Raw genomic sequence first — 19,042 nt, forward strand, 5'->3', positions numbered from 1 at the left:
GCCGGAGGGATCCGACCGACCATGAGCAAGCCCCTCAAGCAGATCCATCTCGCGGCGCACTTCCCCGGCGTCAACAACACCACCGTGTGGAGCGACCCGGAAGCGGGCAGCCACATCGAGTTCAGCTCGTTCGCGCACTTCGCCCGCACCGCCGAGCGCGCCAAGTTCGACTTCCTGTTCCTCGCCGAGGGCCTGCGACTGCGCGAGCAGGGCGGCGAGATCTACGACCTCGACGTCGTGGGCCGCCCCGACACGTTCACCGTGCTCGCCGCGCTGGCAGCGGTCACCGAACACATCGGCCTGACCGGCACGATCAACTCCACCTTCAACGAGCCCTACGAGGTCGCCCGCCAGTTCGCCAGCCTCGACCACCTCTCCGACGGACGCGCCGCCTGGAACGTCGTCACCTCCTGGGACGCCTTCACCGGAGAGAACTTCCGGCGCGGCGGCTTCCTCGCCCAGGACGACCGCTACTCGCGCGCCGAGCAGTTCCTGCGCACCGCGTGGGAGCTGTTCGACTCCTGGCAGGACGATGAGATCATCGCCGACGCGGAGTCCGGCCGCTTCCTCCGTGACGCGGAAGCGGGGGCGTTCCGCCACCGCGACCAGCACTTCGACATCTCCGGTCGGTTCAACGTCCCGCGCAGCCCGCAGGGCCGCCCCGTCATCTTCCAGGCCGGTGACTCCGAGGAGGGACGCGAGTTCGCGGCGGCCACCGCCGACGCGATCTTCAGCCGGCACAGCACCCTGGACGCCGGGCGGGCGTTCTACACCGACGTCAAGGACCGCCTCGCGCGCCATCACCGCAACCGCGACGAGCTGCTGATCCTGCCCGCCGCGACGTTCGTGCTCGGCGACACCGACGCCGAGGCGCGCGACCACGCGCGCGACGTGCGCAGGGCGCAGGTCAGCGGGCAGACCGCGATCAAGTACCTGGAACAGCTGTGGAACCGCGACCTGTCGGGTTACGACCCGGACGGTCCGCTGCCTGACATCGACCCCGACCCGGGCGAACACACGGTCGCACGGGGCCGGGCCAGCGTGCGGATGTTCCGGGACCCGTTGGCCACCGCGAAGGAGTGGCGGCAGAAGGCCGAGGCCGGCGGGTTGTCGATCCGCGAACTCGTGATCGAGACCACCGGCCGCCAAACCTTCGTCGGTTCCCCCTCCACCATCGCCACCACCATCGACGAGTTCGTCCAGACCGACGCGAGCGACGGCTTCATCCTCGTCCCGCACGTCACCCCCGGCGGCCTGGACGCGTTCGCCGACACGGTCGTCCCGCTGCTCCAGGAACGGGGCGTCTTCCGGCACGAGTACGAGGGCAGCACACTGCGCGACCACCTCGGCCTGGACCGGCCGGCGGCCGGGAACAGCACACGAAGCAACGACAGCACGAAGAAGGCGGCGTCGTGACGGAACCCCACTCGGACCACGGTCGGCCCGTACCGCTGTCCGTCCTGGACCTGGCCCCCATCAGCTCCGGCTCCACCGCGGCCCAGGCACTGCGCAACACCGTCGACCTGGCGCAGCGCGCCGAGGCCGCCGGATACCACCGGTACTGGCTGGCCGAACACCACCTCACCACCGGCGTCGCCGGGGTGTCCCCGGCGCTGCTGATCCAGCTCGTGGCGGCCGCGACCGAGCGGATCCGGGTCGGCGCCGGCGCGGTGCAACTGGGCCACCGCACCCCGCTGTCGGTGGTGGAGGAGTTCGGACTGCTCGACGCGCTGCACCCGGGCCGGATCGACCTCGGCCTGGGCCGCTCGGGGTTCCGCAAGCCGGGCGGCACCGCGGCAGCCGCGCCGCGACCGGCCGTCACGCCGCCGTCCGCCGGGCCCCGCTCCACCCCCGAGGGGCTGCTGATCCCCGCGCCCTACGACATCAGCCGGCTCATCGGCTCCCCGCTGCTCGCCCGCTACACCGAGCTCGTGCAGTTCCCCGGCGCCGAACTCCCCGACTACCGGGACCAGGTGGAGCAGATCCTGGCCCTGATACGCGGCGATCACCGCACCGAAGGCGGTCTCGAGGCCCACGCCGTTCCCGGGGAGGGAGCCGACCTGCAGGTGTGGATCCTCGGCAGCAGCGCCGGGGCCAGCGCCCGCGCCGCCGCTGCGCTGGGGCTGCCCTTCGCGGCGAACTACCACGTCAGCCCGGCCGCGGTGCTGGAGGCCGTGAACGCCTATCGGGAGGCGTTCACGCCCTCGACGGTGCTGGACCGGCCGCACGTACTGGTCTCCGCCGATGTGGTGGTGGCCGAGGACGACGACACCGCGCGCCGTCTCGCGAGCCCGTACGCCCTGTGGGTGCACAGCATCCGCTCGGGCCGGGGCGCGATCCCGTTCCCCAGCCCGGAAGAGGCTGCCGCGCACGTGTGGACCGAGGAGGAGCGGGCCCTGATCGACGACCGGGTGCGCACGCAGTTCACCGGCTCGCCGGGGACTGTCGTCGAGAAACTGCGCATCCTGCAACGGGCCACCGGTGCGGACGAGTTGCTGGTCACCACCATCACCCATGACCACCAGGACCGCGTCCGCTCCTTCGACCTGCTGGCACCCGCCTGGCACGCCGCGCAGGCAACCCGTCCCCAGCAGACGGGTCGTGACTCCTCCGCGGCCTGAGAGCCTATGAGCTGCGGTCACAGGATGTTCGCCTGTCTGGCTGGGCGTCGCGCGGTGGCACACGATGGTGGGGCCGGACGGCCCCGTCCCCACCGGAGCCGAACCCCGCCGTCCCGCCCCGTCCCCGCCCCGCCGCAGAGCGCGGCGGGAGCGGGCTCGGGTTCCCCCGGCTCCGGACCCACGCTCGCAAAGGCTGTGATCCCCTTGAGCCGCACTCCCGGCGCACCCGCTGAGCCGGCCGCCGCGCCCGAGACCTACGACTGGCTGCGCTATGCCGGCGTGTTCGCCCTGCTGTTCCTGTTCGGGACCGAGACGTTCCTGGTCTCCCCCCTGCTTCCGACCATCGCGGGGGACATCGGCGTCAGCGAGACGGCCGCCGCTTCCAGCGTCACGGCCTACGTACTGGTCTACGCCGTCTGCGCGCCGTTCCTCGGCCTGCTCAGCGACCGGATCGGCCGCCGGCAGACGCTGCTCGCCGGCACCGCGCTGTTCATCGCGTCCAACGCGGCAGCCGCGCTCTCGACCGGACTGGCGCCGCTCGTGCTCTCCCGGGCGGTCGCCGGGCTGGCCGCGGCGGCGGCCGGGCCCGCGATCTGGGCGCACATCGCCGAGACGGCCCCCGACCGCTTCCGCGGCCGGGCGCTCGGGCTCGGCATGGCGCTGTTCTCCTGCGGGCAGGTCGTCGGCGTGCCGCTGGGCAGCGCGCTGGCCGGGATCGCCGGATGGCGCTCGGCCTTCGTGGCGCTGGCCGTCGGCACCGCCGCCGCGCTGCCGCTGCTCCTGCGGCAGGTCGCGGCGACCCCGCACACCGCGGCCCCGATCGGCGCCGCCAAGGCCATCCTGGCCGGCTGGACCGACCCGGCGCTGCGCCGGGCGCTGGTCGTCAACACGGTCTTCCACGCGGCCAACCTCGGGGCGTACACCTTCCTCGGCGCCCTGCTGGTCCACCGCTTCGCCCTCTCGGTGGCCCAACTCGGACTGGTCGGCGTCCTGGTCGGCGCGGGCAGCGTGACCGGCTCGCTCGTCGCCGGCCGCCTCGGCGACCGGGCCCGTGCGGTCGGCCGCTCCCATCTGCCGCTGCTCGGAGTGTGGGGCGTGCTGCTCGCCACGGGCGTCGCCCTCACCGCCGGCGGTCCCGGCCTGATCGTGGCGCTCGTCGGGGTGACGGTGTGGTTCGTGGCCAGCGGCGGCTTCGTGACCGATCAGCAGACTCTGGCGGGCACGGTCGCACCGGAGTTGCGTGCCACCTCCAGCGCCTGGCTGACCTCGACGATGTACGCCGGAACGGGCGTGGGAGCCTGGGCCGTCGGGGCCTTCGGGAACGTCTCGACGGGCACGCTGGTCATCGGGGTGAGCCTCGCGCTGCTCGGCGCCCTGGGAGGCCTGGCGGTCAGCCGCGGGCTGCGCACGCCGGCGGCTCCCGTCGAGGCCGCCGAAAGCGTCTGACCGCGAACACGGGTGAGGGCCGCGGCATATGCCGCGGCCCTCACCCGTACGATCCGTGGCCGCTCAGCCGACGTGGCGTTCGGGCAGTCCGGTGACCGCGCGCAGCGGATGTTCGGTCAGCGCCGACATGCGGGAGTGGTCCTCGGCGGTGCGCGGGGTGAACAGCAGGACGAGCGCCGAGGGGTCGTCCACCGGGTGGAACGAGGACAGCGCCAGTTCGATCCGGCCGATGCCCGGGGGTTCGACGACCACGGCGCGCGCGGTCAGTTCCGCCACCGAGTGGCAGCCCCACCAGTGGCGCAGTTGCGGGGCGTCCTCGTCCAGACGGCGGTAGACCTCACCGGTCCTGGGGTCGGACAGGGAGGTACCGGCCTGGGCGCGGAAGTGCTGGAAGACGTTCATCGCCAGCGGCTCCCAGTCGTGCAGCACCGCGCGCAGCTGTCGGCCCGCCACCATCAGCCACATCAGGTTGCGGCGGTCCGCCGGCACCGCCTCGGGCGCTCCCCACAGCGCACTCCACGCCGTGTTCCACCCGAGCAGGTCGAAGTGCCGGTCCAACAGGACGGCCGGGCTGGTGGGCCAGGAGTCCAGCACCGGCTGCACGGTCGACGCGAGGGCCCCGGACCGGTCGGTGTCCAGCGGACCGGTCGGCTCGTGGTGCCCCGCCAGCCGCATGGCGTGCCGCAGCCCCGCCGGATCCAGCCGCAGGGCCCGCGCGACCGCCTCCAGCACCTGCCGGGAAGCGGTCACGCGGCCCTGTTCCAGCCAGGTGTACCAGGCCAGTCCGACTCCGGACAGCGACGCGACCTCCTCGCGCCGCAAACCGGGCGTGCGGCGGCGGGAGTTGGCGGGCAGCCCCACGTCCGCCGGTTGGAGCAGTTCGCGGTGGGCTCGCAGGAAGGCGCCGAGTTCCTGGCTGGGGAGGGGGGTGGACATCGGAGGTGACTCCTCGGCCGGCGGGGTCGGTACGGGACTTCCAGACTAAGGGCTGTCCCGCAATCCCTGGTGGAGCAGCGCGCGGCGTCAGATGCGGTGCACCGCACGGCGGAGGGGCACCCGCATACTGGATGTATTCGGGCGTTCCGACAACGCGGCGAGGTGCCCGTAGCTGTCGTCGGGCGCCCGCCAGGGATTACGGGACAGCCCTGAGGGGTCAATCACGTTGCCGGAGTTTCCACAGTCGTACGGGCATGTTGCTGACCCAGCCGCGTTCACCCTGCCGCCGCCAGGCGGCGTCTCCGACCGCGCGGAAGAACTCCTCGCGCCGTTCGGGCGGGACGAGGCGGCTGTAGTAGTCGCCGAAGGTGGCGGCGTGGAAGTGGCTGTACTGGGCCGCGTCCTCGACGTGCACCACCGCGTCGCGGTCGAGGACCGACTCGACCTGGAAGTACTCCTCCAGGAGCCCGGCCAGGTCCTCGACGGTCCGGGTACGGGTGGCGATGGGAAGCACCACGCCGTCCGCATCCCCCTCCCCCGCCGCGAACACGCCGGGCACCGAGTCCCGTTCGGCGCCCAGCGCCACCAGGGCGTCGCGGACGAGGTCGTCCTCACCGCCGAGGCCGTGCGCGTCGCGCGCCGGGTGGTAGGTGGTCAGCAGGAAGCGTCCGCCGGGTGCGAGGTGGTCGGCGACCCAGGCCAGGATCCGGTCCTCGTCGGGGTACAGCCAGTGCAGCACCGACGTCATGGTGACCACGTCCGGCCGGTACTCCAGCGGCGCCGGCACCGTCAGATCGGCCTGGTGCAGCGCGACCCGGTCGCCGTACGGTCGCAGCCGCTGCGCCGCCTCGGCGATGCGGTGTTCCGAGCGTTCCAGGCCGACCGCCAGCCGCAGCGACGGGTGGCGGTCGAGGGCGGAGCGCAGCAACTGGCCGATGCCGCTGCCGAGGTCGAGCAGCACCTCGGGTTCGCCCGGCACCTGGTCGAGCACCCAGTCACGGTCGTGAACCTGCCGGAGCCTGCTGGCGTCCGCGTACCCGGACAGGGTCCGGGCCTGGATCTCGACGGCTGACGCGGTCACGGCTGGACCTCCGGGGATGTGGGGTGCTGGACAGCTTCCGGGGCTTCCGGAGCTGCGGTTTCAGCGGGGTCGGCGGGGTCGGCGGGGTCGGCGATCAGACGCTGCAACCGCTCACGCACGCTGCTCTGGTCGTAGCGCCGGTACAGGTTGATGCGGTTGCGGGCCAGGTCGCCTCGGTGCACGAACTCGTAGAGGTCCTGACGCTGCCCGAAGCCGTCACCGGTCAGTTCCCAGGCGAGCCGGAACAGCCGGGACTTGTGTTCGGCGTCGATGCCGCGCCCGCGCATGTAGCGGTCCAGGTGCGGCCGCAACCGCGGGTTGGCCAGGTCGTTCGCCGTCGGCTGCATCAACAGCCCGGAGGCACCGATGCCGCGGACGATCTCGACCGCCTTGCCCGCCACCTCCGCGGACCACACCCGGCTGGCCGCGGTGTCGCCCGGCGCCAGCAGACCGCTGTCGGTGACGGTGGCACGGGCCTCGGCGGCGTCCAGGAAGTACTCGGTGAGTTCGGCGTATCCGGCGAGCGTTCCCAGGTCCTCCTGGATGTTGCGGAAGCCGTCCACCCCGATGCTCTCGGCCACGAGGGTCGCGGTGGCCAGCAGGGTCCGCAGCCGTTCGCGGTAGCGGACGTGGCCGATGTAGGCGCTCCAGGCGTTGATCCGGCCCAGCCCGGTCCTGGCCAGTTCGCTCTCGCGCAGCAGGAAGACGCGGTCCCAGGGCACCAGGACGTCGTCGAAGAAGAGCATGGCGTCCTGCTCGTCGAACCGGGCGCCGAGCGGATGGGCGTGCCCCCACGGACTGCTGCCGAGCGGTTCGCGGCACAACGTCACCAGGCCCGGCGTGTTCAGCGGCAGGGCGAACCAGACGACGAACTGCTCACCGCGGCGCTGGGCGAACGACGCCGACAGGTAGACCAGCACCTCGTGCGCCAGCGGCGCCAGGGTGGTCAGCTGCTTGGCACCGCGCACGACGATGCCGCGCTCGTTCTCCGACAGCACGCGCAGCGCGAGATCGGGGTCGTCCACCGGGTCGGTGGAGCGGTCGATCTGCGGGTCACCCAGCGCGTGCGAGAGCACCAGGTCGTTGCGGGAGGTGTGGTGGTACCAGGCCTCGGCGTTGGTGCCGAAGCCGGTGCGGGCCCGTTCCAGCTGGTGGCGGAAGTCGTAGAGGCCGACCGCGATGGAGGCCATGAAGGCGGGTGAGCGCCCGTGCTGGCCGAGGGATTCGGCGTGCCAGAACTCGGCGCTGCGCCGCTGCACGCGCAGCTCCTCCACCGTGCGCGGCGGCTGGTAGGCGCGGGCCAGCCGCTGACCGGTGGCCGGGTCCTCCCAGGTGAGCAGGGACCGGTGGTCGGGGTGGTGCTGGAGGTCGAGGAGCCGGCCTATCTCGTCGGCGGCGGGCTTGAACGCCGGATGGCCGGCCGGGTCGGTGACGCGCTTCCCGTCGAGGTACAGCTCGCGGCCGTCGTCGAGTTCGGCCCGGTACCGGTCGGCGGTGAGCAGCCCCCGTCCGGTGTCGGTGGTGTCCAGCAGGGTCATGCGTGCACTCCAGTCGGGGTGGTCGGTTGGCGGTCGAGGGAGCGGTACCGTCCGTCGTGGTAGAGCAGCGGTTCGCCGTCGCCGGTGCTCGCGGCGACGGCCTGCCCGACGAGGATCGCGTGGTCGCCGCCGGGCAGGACGCTGTGCAGCCGGCAGTCGAACCAGGCCAGGCAGTGCTCCAGGACGGGTGCGCCGGTGGTCTCCGCGCGCATCGGCGCGGTGGTGAAGAAGCCCAGGGCGCGGCCGGCGCCCGGAGCGGCGAACCGCCGGGCGATGGACTCCTGTTCGCGGCTCAGCGCGCTCACGGCGAAGCGGCCGCTGCCGCGGACCGCGTCCACCAGCGGGCTGCGCCGGTCCACCGCGACGCTGACCAGCAGCGGGTCCAGGGACAGCGGGCTCAGCGAGGAGACGGTCTTGGCGAACACCTCCTCGCCGTGCCGGGTGGTCAGGACGGCGACCCCGGTGGTCCAGTGCCGGGCCGCGGCGCGGAAGGCGTCCGCTCCCAGGGCCGGATCGGCCCGCGGGCGGCCGGACGACGCGGTCTGCGTACGGGCGGCGGACCGCGCGCCGGGCGTCATCGCAGCCCCACCCGGTAGGCGCGCAACCACTCGTCGACCTGCACCAGGTGGTCGAGGCCGCCGACGGGGTTGGGAGCCGTTCGCGGACTGGGCAGCGGACGTCCCTCGGTGAACGCCCGCCGCACCACGTCCCGGTCCACCAGGTCGAAGACCGGCGCCCGCGGGTCGGCCAGCAGTTCGTGCGCGCGGGCGGTGAGCACCTCGGTGTAGCGGACCGCGGGCGTCGACGGGTACCCGCTCTTCGGCCGGTCCGTCACCTGCGGTGGCAACAGGTCGCGGACGGCGTCACGGAGCAGGCCCTTGGAGCGACCGCCGGGGGACTTGAGGTCCCACGGCACGTTCCACAGGTACTCCACCAGCCGGTGGTCGCAGAACGGCACCCGCACCTCCAGACCCACCGACATGCTCACCCGGTCCACCCGGTCCAGCAGCGGCGGGAGCCAGCGGGTCAGCGCCAGATGGAACACCTCCCGCAGCCGCCGGTCCGCTCCGGTCTCGCCGTCCAGCCGCGGCACCGCGGCCAGCGACCGCCGGTACGCCTCGGCGGTGTACTCGTCGGGGCGCACCTCGGCGCGGACCTCGGGGCGCAGCAGGGCGGCCGGGGTGGTGCGGCCGTGCAGCCACGGGAAGGTGTCGGCGGCGAGAGCCTGCCGGTCGTGGAAGTAGGGGTAACCGCCGAAGATCTCGTCGGCGGCCTCGCCGGAGAGCGCCACCGTCGAGTGCCGCCGCACCTCACGGAAGAGCAGGTGCAGTGAGGCGTCCATCTCGCCCCAGCCGGGGCGGTCGCGGGCGCGCAGGACCGCGTCGCGGGCGTCGAGCAGGTCGTCGTCGGGGACCAGCACGGAGGTGTGCCGGGTGCCGATGTGCTCGGCGGCGGCCTGGACGTACGGGGCGTCCAGGGTGGTGCGCCAGGCGTCCGGGGTGCGTTCCGCGCTGCCGGGGAAGTCCACCGAGAAACTGGTCACCTTGCCGTGGCCGGCCCGTTCGCGGGCGGCCGCGGCCAGCGCGGTGATGGCGCTGGAGTCCACTCCGCCCGACAGCAGGGTGCACAGCGGCACGTCGCTGAGCAGTTGGCGCTCGACGCTGTCGGCAAGGAGCGCGCGGACCGTCTCGCGGGTGGTCACCGCGTCGTCGGTGTGCGGCCGGGACTCCAGCGCCCAGTACGTCGACTGCCGGGTCGCAGACCTGGCGACCGTCACCACGGTGCCGGGGCGCACTTCGTGCAGACCGCGGAAGAGCCCGTGGCCCGCTGTCGGCGCGGCCGGCAGGGCGAAAAGTTCGGCGATGCCCTCGGCGTCCAGTTCGGGCCGGAAGAGCGGGTTGGCCAGGACGGCCTTGGGTTCGGAGCCGAACAGCACCCCGGTGGAGTGGGCGTGCCAGTACAGCGGCTTGATCCCCAGGTGGTCGCGGACCAGCAACAGTTCCTCGCGGCGGGTGTCCCACAGCGCGTACGCGAAGATGCCGTTGAACCTGCGGGGTGCCCGGTCGCCCCACTGCACGTGAGCCCGCAGCACGACCTCGGTGTCCGAAGCGGTGCGGAACTCGTGTCCCAGTGCCCGCAACTCGGTGCGCAGCTCGCGGTAGTTGTAGAGCTCGCCGTTGTAGCTGAGCACGGCGCGCGGAAGGGGGAGGTCGCGCAGCGGCTGCACACCGCCGTCGAGGTCGATCACCGAGAGCCTGCGGTGTCCGAGTGCGGCGTACTTGGAGAGCCAGACACCGTCGGCGTCCGGTCCCCGGCACGCCAGGGTCTCGGTCATGGACCGCACGGTCTGTTCCCGGGTGCGCAGGTCGGTGTCCCAGTCGACCCAACCGGTGATGCCGCACATCACGCCTCCCGCGGGGTGGTGGGGAGGGTGGCGCCGGCGGCCGGGGCGTCGGCCTCCCAGCGGCAGCCGTGCCCGGTGGGTCCGCTGCGCAGCCGGTGCGCGGGGCGGTAGCCCTTGGCTCGGATGTTGGCGGACAGCGCCTGCGTGCAGTAGGTGCACGGCGAGGCGAGCGTGATGGCCACTCCGCTGCGGCGGGCCTTCTCGCGGTAGTCCCAGATGGCGCAGTGGGTGATGGTCAGCGCGGCGTGGTCGGGACCTTCGGGTTCGTCGGAGTCGAACTCGTAGTCGGAGCCGTAGAGTTCGGCCTGCCGGGCGATCCGGTGGATCGGGTCGGCGGCGCCCCGCCCGTGGTCGGGCTCGACCGTGCGGTACACCTCGGCGTTGGCGCCGGCCCACCCGGCGAGCGCCTCCTCGCCGTAGCGGGAGACGAGGAAGCGCTCCATCAGGGCCTGGCCGCGGAAGAACACCCGCTGCCAGGCGACCGAGTCGGCGTCCCGCGCGTCCGGCAGGTCGGCGAAGAGTTCGGCCTGCAGCGCGAACCAGTCGGTCAGGTGCAGGTGGTCGCCCCGCGCGACCAGGAACGAGGTGAGCCCGGCCTCGGCCTCGTGCAGCCGTTGGCGCCACAGGGCCGAGCGCTCGTCGTCGGGCATCGACCGGTACGCGGGGCGGTACGGGGCCGGGTAGGGCAGGTCGTACGGGACGCCGGACGACGGGAGCGCCGCGCCGTCCCCGGAGCGCGGCTCCCCCAGCACCGCGGTGCGCGGTCCTGGGACGGTCCCGGCGCCCGCGCCGTGTGGAGGGGGTTCCTGGGGTCCGGTCCGTGCGATGGCTGCCTCGGGCACATCGCTCATCAGGGTCTCCTTCTACAGGTTCGCAACGGGGGGGCGGGTCGTGCGGGACCGCGGGCCCCGGGCGGTGCGGCCGCCGCGCGACCCCGGTCCGGGTGTCGGCCGCGGCGGTCTCGGTCGTCGGCAACGCTACGGAGCGGCGCCCCGTGGCCAGAAGCCCCGAACGGAGCGGGCCCGGGCGACCTACGGAGCCCGCGGCTGCTCCTAACGTCGCCCCGTCCTTGGCCCCGTCCGGCCGAACCCGGACACGCCGGAGGCGGGCACCCCCTACGGGTGCCCGCCTCCGACCAAAAGTCCCCTGGGGGGCCGCTCTCAGCCCGCCAGACCGTGCCGGTGGGCGTAGAGCGCGGCACGCAGCCGGTCGGACTGGCCGATCTTGCGCATCGCCTGGGTCAGGTGTTTCTTGACGGTGGCCTCGGCCAGCGCGAGTTCGCGCCCGATCTCCGCATTGCCCAGGCCCCGGGCGAGCTGGGAGAGCACGTCGCGCTCCCGGTCCGTCAGTCCGCAGTGCTGCGGCGGTGACTCCGCCGCGTGCCCGGCCAGGCTCGCCAGGTGTACCCGGGCCGACGGCGGAGCCGGCAGGAAGACGGCCCCGCCCGCGGCGGCGGTCGCCACCGCGCTGATGATGCGGTCCTCCGGCAGGTCCAGCGGGAAGCACCCGTTCGCCCCGGTCAGCAGCATCCGGCTGGCCTCCGCCGTACTCTCCGCCCGGCGCAGCAGCAGCACCCGCGCGTCGGGCGCCCCGTCGGGGCCGCGCAGTTCGACCACGGCGGCGAGGTCGTCGGCGAGCGTCGCGCCACCACCCAGCAGGATGACGTCGGGCTGTACCCGCCGCACACCCTCCACGGCGCGCAGCGGGTCACCGGTGCTGCTGCCCACCACGGTCATCCCCGGCACGCTGGCCAGCACACTGCGCAGTCCGGCGCTGGCCACCGGGTGCCGTTCCACCAGGAACACCCGGGTGGTATCGGTCGCCCGGTCGGCGGCCACGGTGCACAGCGGGTGCCCACAGGAGCAGGCCGGTTCGGCGGCGGGGCGGCGTGCGGGGCCGCTTCCGGCGGAGAACGCGTCCGGCTCGACCAGCAGTTGGTGCCCCGCGATGAGGTCCAGCGGGTTGTCGATCTCGATGTGCAGCGCGTTCGCCGTGTCCGGCCGGGGCGGGGCGGACGCTCCCCGCCGCCCGGACTGACGCCGGTTGCGTCCGGAGCACGGGTCGGCCAGTTCGGTCAGCGTTCCCATCGGGAACCCCCGGACCGGAAGGGCGGGTTGACGGTGCGGGCGGGCTGTCCGGCCCGGCCGGCTGGTCGACGGGTCAGGTCGCGGATGTCGTGCGGCATGGCGGTGCGGTCCCCTCGGAGGTGACGGAGCCGGTCCCTGGCGGGACGGGGGCGGCGATGCGGCGCGGACGCCACCCACGTCCCCGACGGTTCCGTGGTCGGGGAACGTCACTGACGGATCATCAGGAGGGCGGCCGGCCGCTACTGGAGGAGGGGCGCTGCCGGGCAGCCAGGGGCTGGGCGGTCAGCGCGGGGCGCCGGGGCGACAGGTTTCGTCGAAGCACCTGCGGTGCCACGAGCCGCAGATGCCGACCAAGGTGAAGTCGGTGCGCCGGATAGCCATGCGCGCAGGGTAATTCCGTACTCGAGTACGGGTCAAGGTCGGTCCACGACCGCCGTTGCGGGGCAGCGCGCTGATCCGCACCGCCGATCCTATGACCTCAGGTAACAGCATGAACGCCTGACTGGCTGTCGCCCCGCCCGCTGAGCCACCTTCAATCCCATCGGCCGGAGTGACCGGCCCTGGAAGGACCACGCTCATGCCTGCCGCTGCCCGCCTCTCCGCCGCCCGTCCGCCGGGCGCCCCTGTCCGGCCGGTGCCCGCATGAGACGGTTCCTGATCCGCCGGCTGCTGCTCGCAGTGCCGACCCTCGTCGGGGTGACGCTCGTGGTCTTCGCCACCGTGGCCCTGGTGCCCGGTGACCCCGTCAGCGCGTTCCTGGGCCCCGGGGCACCGCCCGAGGCGCGCCGGGCGCTGACGGAGCGCCTCGGTCTCGACCGGTCGCTGCCCGTGCGGTACACCGACTGGCTGACGCACGCCCTGCACGGCGACCTCGGAACCTCGATCGCCGGCCAGCGCCCCGTCGACCAGCTGCTGCTGCCGGCGCTCGGCCAGACGCTGCTCCTGTCGGCCGCTGCGTTCACGCTGGTCCTCGTCGGCGGGATCGTCCTCGGCGCCGTCGGCGCCCTGCGGCCCCGCGGGCCGCTCGGCAGACTGTCCGGCGCGCTGAGCACGGTGTCGGTCTCCGCCCCGCAGTACTCGGTGGCGCTGCTGCTGATCGCCGTCTTCGCGGTGCGGCTGCGCTGGCTGCCGGCCGGCGGTACGCATGACGTCTTCGGCGACGGCGGCTTCCAGGACCTGCTGCGCCACCTGGTCCTGCCCGCCGTCGCGGCGGCCCTGGTCCCGCTCGGGCTCACCGCCAAGGTGTTCCGGGCCGCCCTCGGATCGGTGCTCGCGGGCGATCTCGCCGACAGCCTGCGGGCGCGGGGCCTGAGCCGGGCGGCGGTGCTGCGGCACTGCGTGCACAACGCCTCCCCCGCACTGCTCACGATCGGCGGGCTCCAACTGGCCTACCTGCTGGAGGGGGTGGTCTTCGTGGAGACGCTCTTCGCCTGGCCCGGCCTCGGACATCTGCTCTACGACGCGCTCAGCGCCCGCGACCTGCCCCTCATCCAGGGCGGCGTCCTGGTGGTCGCGGTGGCCTTCGTCGGCGTCAACATCCTGGTCGACACCGCGCACGCCTGGATCGACCCGCGGGTCCGGAGCCCGCGATGACCGTGCTGCGTACCGAAGCCCCCGCGCGCGGGCGGCTCTCGCTCCGGGCCCTGCGGGCCGGAGCCGCGCTGCGCCGCGACGTGGGGCTGCTGCTACCCGCCGCGCTCGCCGGGCTGCTGCTCCTGCTGGCCGTCGCGGCGCCCCTGCTCGCCCCGTACGACCCGGTGGCCGGATCCCTGCAGGCGCGCCTGCTCGACGTCGGCAGCCCCGGGCACGTCCTGGGTACCGACGGGCAGGGCCGCGACGTGCTCAGCCGGCTCATCTGGGGCGCCCGGCCCTCCCTGATCGGCGGATTCGTCCCGGTGGCGATCGCCGCGACGGCCGGGACCGCGCTGGGCATCGCCGCCGGGCTCGGCAGCCGGGTCACCGAACAGGCGCTGCTGCGCTCCCTCGACGTGCTGTACGCCTTCCCCGGCATCCTGCTGGCGATGACCATCGCCACCGTGCTGCCGGCGGGGCTCGGCGCGACCGTGTTCTCGCTGTCGGTCGTCCTCACCCCGGCGGTGGCGAGGGTCGCCCACACCGAGGTCGCGCGGATCCGCACCGCCGAATACCTCGAGGCCGCCAGGGTCAGCGGCGCCGGGCGGACGACGGTCGCCGTGCGCCAGGTCGTGCCGGTCATCGCTCCCGTGATCCTGGCCTACGCCTCGTCCCTGATCGGGCTGTCCGTGGTGTACGCGGCGGGGCTCTCCTTCCTCGGGCTCGGGGTGCCACCGCCCACCGCCGAATGGGGGGCGATGCTCGACGAGCTACGCCCCAGCCTGCTCACCCACCCCGGCACCGCCGTCCTTCCCGCTGTCACCATCCTCCTCGTCTCGGTGGTCTTCAACACCCTCGGCGAGGCCCTGCGTCGCCGCATCGGCGACTCGCGCGACCTCGCACCGGAGGCTGTCCGATGACCCCGCGCGAACGGCCGCCGACCGGTCGGCCGGCGCTGTACGTGGAGGAGTTGTCCGTCCGGTACCCGGGCCGGGAATCCGCCGTGCACGCCGTGGACACCGTGTCGCTCTCCGTCGAGCCCGGCGGCGCCCTGGTGCTGCTCGGCGAGTCGGGCAGCGGCAAGACCACACTCGCCAGGACCGTGCTCGGGCTGCCCGGCCGCAACGCCCGGGTCACCGGCCGAGTTCACCTGGGCCCGACCGACCTGCGCGCGCTGCCGGAACGGGAGTTCTCCCGGGTGCGGGGCAGCCGGATCGGCTACGTGCCGCAGGACCCCACCGGGTCGCTCGACCCGCTGCGCCGCATCGGCCCGCAGATCACTGAAGTCCTACGCCGCCACCGTGTGGCCACCACCCGCCGCGCGGCCCGCGACGCCGTGCCCGGACTGCTGACCGCGGCCGGGATCCCGGAGCCGGAGCGCATCGCGCGCAGCTTTCCGCACGAACTCTCCGGCGGGCTGCGCCAGCGTGCGGCGATCGCCCTCGCGGTCGCCTGCGAGCCCGAACTGCTGATCGCCGACGAACCCACCACGGCGCTCGACGCCCTGGTCAGAGCTGAGATCCTGGACCTGTTCGGCAGTCTGCGCACCCGACTCGGCCTCGCGGTGCTGCTCGTCACCCATGACCTCACGGTGGCCCGCAGGGTCGGCGGACAGGTGGCGGTGATGCGCGCCGGGCGCATCGTCGAGTCCGGTTCCACCGATCAGGTGCTCTCCCGGCCGGCCCACTCCTTCACCGCCGAACTCGTGGCGGCCCGGACGGCGGTACGCCGATGATCGGGCCGGCGGGCACCCCCCTGCTCCACCTCGACCGGGTCACCAAGCGCTACCCCGGCGGCCGGCTCGCCCTGGACGGGGTCAGCCTGGGCCTCGGCCGCGGTGAGACGGTCGGCCTGGTCGGCGAGTCCGGCTCCGGCAAGTCCACCCTCGCCCGGCTGGCGCTGGGACTGCTCGCGCCCGACACCGGTTCGGTCCGCTTCGCCGGCCACGACCCCCACCGGCTCCGCGGCCGCGGAGCGCGGGCGGTACGCGGACGGCTGCAGTTCGTCCCGCAGAACCCCGGCGGCTCGCTCAACCCCGCCCTGCGGGTCGGGGACGCGGTGGCGTTCGCGCTGCGCCTGCACGGCACCGCCCGGCGGGATCGGCCGCAGGCGGTGGCCGCGCTCTTCCAGCAGGTCGGGCTCGACCCTGCGCTGGCCCGGCGGTACCCGCGCGAGCTGTCCGGCGGACAGTTGCAGCGCGTGGCCATCGCGCGCGCCCTGGCCCCCGGCCCCGAGCTGCTGGTCTGCGACGAACCCACCTCCGCACTGGACCGCACCGTCCAGGCGCAGGTGCTGGACCTGCTCGTGGAGCTCCAGGACCGCACCGGCGTCGGGTGTCTGTTCATCTCCCACGACCTCGCGGTCGTCCGGCATCTCGCCGACCGGGTGCTGGTCCTGCGGCACGGACTCGTGGTGGAGGAAGGACCGACCGCCGACGTGTGGCGGGCACCTCGTCACCCGTACACCCGCGCCCTGCTCGCCGCGGCCGGCGATGAACCGGCCGACCTCGTCTGACCGTTCGGGCCGCCCTGTGCCCGTCCGCCGCACCCATCTCCCAGCCAACCCGAGGACTCACGATGACGCACCACCACGCCACCCCCCGCCTCCGGCGCAGAACCGGGGCCCTGTTGACCGCGGGAGTGCTGCTCGCGGCGGCCGGCTGCGGATCGGCGGCCTCCACGACGGGCGCCGACGGCACGGGCGCCTCCGACGCCACCGGCCGGGGCGGCACCCTGGTGATCGGCGCGACCGGCAAGCTGCCCAACCCCGACACCGTCATCGGCGGCGCCGGATTCGAGGGCAAGCGCCTGGTCAGCTTCCAGCTGTACGAGGGGCTCACCCGCTACGACCTGTCCAGGACCGACGCGCCCCCGGAGATCACCGGCGCGCTCGCGGAGTCCTGGAAGGTCGCGGCCGACGCCAAGACCTGGACGTTCACCCTGCGCAGGAACGTGAAGTTCCAGGACGGCACCCCCTTCGACGCCGACGCGGTCGTCTTCAACCTCGACCGCTACCTGGACAAGCACAGCGCGCAGTACACCGACGCACTCGGTGCGGCGGCGCAGGAGTACGCCGGGGACATCGCCACCTACCGCAAGGTCGACGCCGAGCACGTCGAACTGGTCACCACCGCGCCGAACGGGCACTTCGCCGAAGACCTCGCCCATGTCCTGATCGCGAGCCCCACCGCCGTCCGCAAGTACGGGGCGGCCGACTTCGGGCAGCACCCGGTCGGCACCGGGCCCTTCGCCTTCAGCTCCCAGACCGCCGGGCAGGAGATCACCCTGGTCGCCAACAAGGGGTACTGGCGGGGCGTGCCCAAGCTCGACAAGCTGGTGGTCAAGTCGCTGCCGGACGTCGCCGCCCGCACCGCCGCGCTGCGCTCCGGCGGCGTCAACTGGATCGAGTATCCGAACCCCGACGACATCGACAGCCTCAAGGCCGACGGGGTGCAGCTCGTCACCAACAGCTATGACCACCTGTGGTACTGGATCCTGGACACGTCCAAGGCGCCGTGGAACGACCCGCGGGTCCGGCAGGCGGCCAACTTCGCCATCGACCGCAAGGCGATCGCCGAGAAGCTGCTGCACGGCACCGCCGACCCGGCCTACCAGGCCGCGCCCCGCGCCACCTTCGCGTTCGACCCGGCGGGCGACGCCTACTCCTACGACCCGGCCAAGGCGAAGCGACTGCTGGCCGAGGCGGGGAAGACGGGCGGTTTCAGCACCACGGTCACCGTGCCGACCGGCGGCTCGGGGAACCTGCTCCCGGTCCCGATCAGCGAGGCGATCCAGCGCGACCTCGCCGCCGTCGGCATCAAGGTGCAGCTCCGCACCACCGACTGGTCGACGCTGATCAGCGCGGAGGCCAAGGGCCAGGTCGCCCTCGGTTCCGACGCTATCGCGCAGTCCACCACCCTGTTCCAGTCCGAGGCGCTGCTGCCGCTCTTCATCGGCAGCAAGAGCCCCTTCTGGACCGGCCACTACACCAACCCGCGGGTGGACTCCCTGCTCGCTTCCGCGTCGGCCTCGACGGACCAGACCAAGCGGCGGGCCGACTACCGGCAGGCGCTGGATCTGGTGAGCAAGGACGCGCCGTGGCTCTTCGTGGTCAACGACCGCAATCCGCGGGCGCTGTCGCCCAAGGTGCGCGGCCTGGTGCAGCCGCAGTCCTGGTTCCTGGACCTGACGACGGTCTGGGTCCGCTCGTAGGTCCCGGCGTCAGGCTGCGCCTTCCCACCGCTCACCCGCCACGAGAGGACCCGTCGTCCCATGACCGCCCCGCACGAACCGCCCGCACGAACCGCGGCGGCCCCACCGCGGTGGGGTATCACCCTGCCGCTGCCGGGGCTCACCATCGACCGGCACCGTTTCATCGTCGAACGGCTCCCCGACCTCGGGTACACCGATATCTGGAGCGCCGAGGGCGGCGGCACCGACGCCTTCACCCCGCTGGCGGCCGCGGCCGCCTGGTCCTCGTCGCTGCGCATCGGCACCGGCATCGTCCCGGTGCACACCCGTGGTCCGGCGGTGCTCGCCCAGACCGCCGCGACCCTCGCGCAACTCGCCCCCGGGCGGGTGCTGCTGGGAATCGGCGCCTCGGTGCCCGCCCATGTGACCGACATCAACGGCATCCCGTTCGACGAGCCGTTCAAACGCACCCGGGACGTCCTGCGGTTCACCACCCGGGCGTTGCGCGGCGAGCACGTCTCCGGGGACTTCGACACCTTCTCGATCACCGGCTTCCAGCTGCCGCATCCGCCCGCCGCACCGGTCAAGGTCATTCTCGGCGCGCTGCGTCCCGGCATGCTGCGGCTGGGCTTCACCGAAGGGGACGGGGCGATCACCAACCTGCTCTTCCCCGAGGACGTGCCCACCGTGCTGAACGCGGTCGGGCCGCAGCCTGCCGGCAAGGAGCTGGTGGTCAAGGTGTTCGTGTGTCCCACCGAGGACACCGACTACGCCCATCGCGCCACGCGTCCCTTCCTCGCGTGGATCCTCAACCGCGAGCCGTACCGCAAGTTCCACGAGTGGCTCGGGCACGGCGAGTTGCTGCGCGAGTCGCACGAGCGCTGGGAGGCCGGGGACCCCGAGGGAGCCCAGAAGGCGCTGCCGGACGAGGTGGTGGATGGTCTGTTCATCAGTGGGTCGCCCGAGGAGTGCCGGGAGCGCATCCTGCGCTACCACATCCCGGGGGTGACCACGATCCAGCTGTACGTCTCGCTGCCGCCGGAGGTCTTCGTGAGCCGTGCCAAACTGCTCGACACGCTGGCCCGGCTGGGGCCCGCCGCCGGCTGAACCGGCGGTCCTGGTCCGCGGTCACCGGTTCCGCCGAACGGAGTCCGCGGGGCCGGCCCT

16 protein-coding genes are annotated in these 19,042 nt (G+C 73.4%); 9 read left to right on the forward strand and 7 right to left on the reverse strand.

Annotated elements, in window-relative coordinates; genetic code table 11:
* Window positions 1–21 precede the first annotated feature (21 nt).
* From M2266_RS01955 to M2266_RS01965, 3 genes are all read left to right on the forward strand, one after another.
* Window positions 22–1,416 carry an NtaA/DmoA family FMN-dependent monooxygenase gene (locus M2266_RS01955; RefSeq protein WP_277436500.1) on the forward strand — a complete coding sequence of 465 codons (1,395 nt, stop codon included), beginning with the start codon at window positions 22–24 and terminating at the stop codon, window positions 1,414–1,416.
* Window positions 1,413–2,621: an LLM class flavin-dependent oxidoreductase gene (locus M2266_RS01960; protein WP_277436501.1), complete on the forward strand. Its 1,209-nt coding sequence runs from the start codon at window positions 1,413–1,415 to the stop codon at window positions 2,619–2,621. Before M2266_RS01955 ends, M2266_RS01960 begins: the two co-directional genes overlap by 4 nt.
* A gap of 204 nt (window positions 2,622–2,825) precedes the next feature.
* Complete coding sequence (locus M2266_RS01965) at window positions 2,826–4,067, forward strand: MFS transporter (protein ID WP_277436502.1); 1,242 nt, start codon at window positions 2,826–2,828, stop codon at window positions 4,065–4,067.
* A gap of 63 nt (window positions 4,068–4,130) precedes the next feature.
* Here the strand turns inward: M2266_RS01965 and M2266_RS01970 are convergent, their stop codons facing one another.
* From M2266_RS01970 to M2266_RS02000, 7 genes are all read right to left on the reverse strand, one after another.
* The gene (locus M2266_RS01970) at window positions 4,131–5,003 is read right to left on the reverse strand and encodes a helix-turn-helix transcriptional regulator (RefSeq protein ID WP_277436503.1); all 873 of its coding nucleotides are present in this window, start codon (window positions 5,001–5,003) and stop codon (window positions 4,131–4,133) included.
* Between the two features lie 217 nt (window positions 5,004–5,220).
* Window positions 5,221–6,084: a class I SAM-dependent methyltransferase gene (locus M2266_RS01975; RefSeq protein WP_277436504.1), complete on the reverse strand. Its 864-nt coding sequence runs from the start codon at window positions 6,082–6,084 to the stop codon at window positions 5,221–5,223.
* The gene (locus M2266_RS01980; protein ID WP_277436505.1) at window positions 6,081–7,622 is read right to left on the reverse strand and encodes a 4-hydroxyphenylacetate 3-hydroxylase N-terminal domain-containing protein; all 1,542 of its coding nucleotides are present in this window, start codon (window positions 7,620–7,622) and stop codon (window positions 6,081–6,083) included. Before M2266_RS01980 ends, M2266_RS01975 begins: the two co-directional genes overlap by 4 nt.
* Entirely contained in the window at window positions 7,619–8,200 is a 582-nt protein-coding gene (locus M2266_RS01985) for a flavin reductase family protein (protein ID WP_277436506.1), read from the reverse strand. Before M2266_RS01985 ends, M2266_RS01980 begins: the two co-directional genes overlap by 4 nt.
* Window positions 8,197–10,026, reverse strand: coding sequence for an asparagine synthase (glutamine-hydrolyzing) (gene asnB / locus M2266_RS01990; RefSeq protein WP_277436507.1), 1,830 nt, complete (start codon window positions 10,024–10,026; stop codon window positions 8,197–8,199). The genes M2266_RS01985 and asnB overlap by 4 nt, the downstream gene beginning before the upstream one ends.
* Window positions 10,026–10,877 (reverse strand): hypothetical protein, encoded by an 852-nt coding sequence (locus M2266_RS01995; RefSeq protein ID WP_277436508.1) that lies wholly within the window; start codon window positions 10,875–10,877, stop codon window positions 10,026–10,028. The genes asnB and M2266_RS01995 overlap by 1 nt, the downstream gene beginning before the upstream one ends.
* A 309-nt stretch (window positions 10,878–11,186) precedes the next feature.
* Complete coding sequence (locus tag M2266_RS02000) at window positions 11,187–12,113, reverse strand: response regulator transcription factor (RefSeq protein WP_277436509.1); 927 nt, start codon at window positions 12,111–12,113, stop codon at window positions 11,187–11,189.
* A 642-nt stretch (window positions 12,114–12,755) separates the two neighbouring features.
* Here M2266_RS02000 and M2266_RS02005 point away from each other — a divergent pair.
* The 6 genes from M2266_RS02005 to M2266_RS02030 all read left to right on the forward strand — a co-directional run bounded on the left by M2266_RS02005 (window position 12,756) and on the right by M2266_RS02030 (window position 18,982).
* The gene (locus M2266_RS02005; RefSeq protein WP_277436510.1) at window positions 12,756–13,706 is read left to right on the forward strand and encodes an ABC transporter permease; all 951 of its coding nucleotides are present in this window, start codon (window positions 12,756–12,758) and stop codon (window positions 13,704–13,706) included.
* Window positions 13,703–14,605, forward strand: a complete 903-nt coding sequence (locus M2266_RS02010) for an ABC transporter permease (RefSeq protein ID WP_277436511.1) — start codon at window positions 13,703–13,705, stop codon at window positions 14,603–14,605. The genes M2266_RS02005 and M2266_RS02010 overlap by 4 nt, the downstream gene beginning before the upstream one ends.
* Entirely contained in the window at window positions 14,602–15,420 is an 819-nt protein-coding gene (locus M2266_RS02015) for an ABC transporter ATP-binding protein (RefSeq protein ID WP_277436512.1), read from the forward strand. Before M2266_RS02010 ends, M2266_RS02015 begins: the two co-directional genes overlap by 4 nt.
* Complete coding sequence (locus M2266_RS02020) at window positions 15,417–16,199, forward strand: ABC transporter ATP-binding protein (protein ID WP_277436513.1); 783 nt, start codon at window positions 15,417–15,419, stop codon at window positions 16,197–16,199. The genes M2266_RS02015 and M2266_RS02020 overlap by 4 nt, the downstream gene beginning before the upstream one ends.
* 62 nt (window positions 16,200–16,261) lie before the next feature.
* Entirely contained in the window at window positions 16,262–17,896 is a 1,635-nt protein-coding gene (locus M2266_RS02025) for an ABC transporter substrate-binding protein (protein ID WP_277436514.1), read from the forward strand.
* 60 nt (window positions 17,897–17,956) lie between these two features.
* On the forward strand, window positions 17,957–18,982 hold the full coding sequence (locus M2266_RS02030; protein ID WP_277436515.1) for an LLM class F420-dependent oxidoreductase: 1,026 nt from the start codon (window positions 17,957–17,959) through the stop codon (window positions 18,980–18,982).
* Window positions 18,983–19,042: the final 60 nt, after the last annotated feature.

The organism is Streptomyces sp. SPB162 (genome assembly GCF_029504575.1).
Classification (GTDB): domain Bacteria; phylum Actinomycetota; class Actinomycetes; order Streptomycetales; family Streptomycetaceae; genus Actinacidiphila.

Excerpts from the sequence above, each read along its gene's own strand:
- M2266_RS02010 (WP_277436511.1), top strand. The coding sequence starts at position 13,703 with ATGACCGTGCTGCGTACCGAAGCCCCCGCGCGCGGGCGGCTCTCGCTC.
- M2266_RS01955 (WP_277436500.1), top strand. The coding sequence starts at position 22 with ATGAGCAAGCCCCTCAAGCAGATCCATCTCGCGGCGCACTTCCCCGGC.
- M2266_RS01980 (WP_277436505.1), bottom strand. The coding sequence starts at position 7,622 with ATGACCCTGCTGGACACCACCGACACCGGACGGGGGCTGCTCACCGCC.
- M2266_RS01995 (WP_277436508.1), bottom strand. The coding sequence starts at position 10,877 with ATGAGCGATGTGCCCGAGGCAGCCATCGCACGGACCGGACCCCAGGAA.
- M2266_RS01970 (WP_277436503.1), bottom strand. The coding sequence starts at position 5,003 with ATGTCCACCCCCCTCCCCAGCCAGGAACTCGGCGCCTTCCTGCGAGCC.
- asnB (WP_277436507.1), bottom strand. The coding sequence starts at position 10,026 with ATGTGCGGCATCACCGGTTGGGTCGACTGGGACACCGACCTGCGCACC.
- M2266_RS02005 (WP_277436510.1), top strand. The coding sequence starts at position 12,756 with ATGAGACGGTTCCTGATCCGCCGGCTGCTGCTCGCAGTGCCGACCCTC.
- M2266_RS02015 (WP_277436512.1), top strand. The coding sequence starts at position 14,602 with ATGACCCCGCGCGAACGGCCGCCGACCGGTCGGCCGGCGCTGTACGTG.
- M2266_RS02020 (WP_277436513.1), top strand. The coding sequence starts at position 15,417 with ATGATCGGGCCGGCGGGCACCCCCCTGCTCCACCTCGACCGGGTCACC.
- M2266_RS01985 (WP_277436506.1), bottom strand. The coding sequence starts at position 8,200 with ATGACGCCCGGCGCGCGGTCCGCCGCCCGTACGCAGACCGCGTCGTCC.
- M2266_RS02025 (WP_277436514.1), top strand. The coding sequence starts at position 16,262 with ATGACGCACCACCACGCCACCCCCCGCCTCCGGCGCAGAACCGGGGCC.
- M2266_RS02030 (WP_277436515.1), top strand. The coding sequence starts at position 17,957 with ATGACCGCCCCGCACGAACCGCCCGCACGAACCGCGGCGGCCCCACCG.
- M2266_RS02000 (WP_277436509.1), bottom strand. The coding sequence starts at position 12,113 with ATGGGAACGCTGACCGAACTGGCCGACCCGTGCTCCGGACGCAACCGG.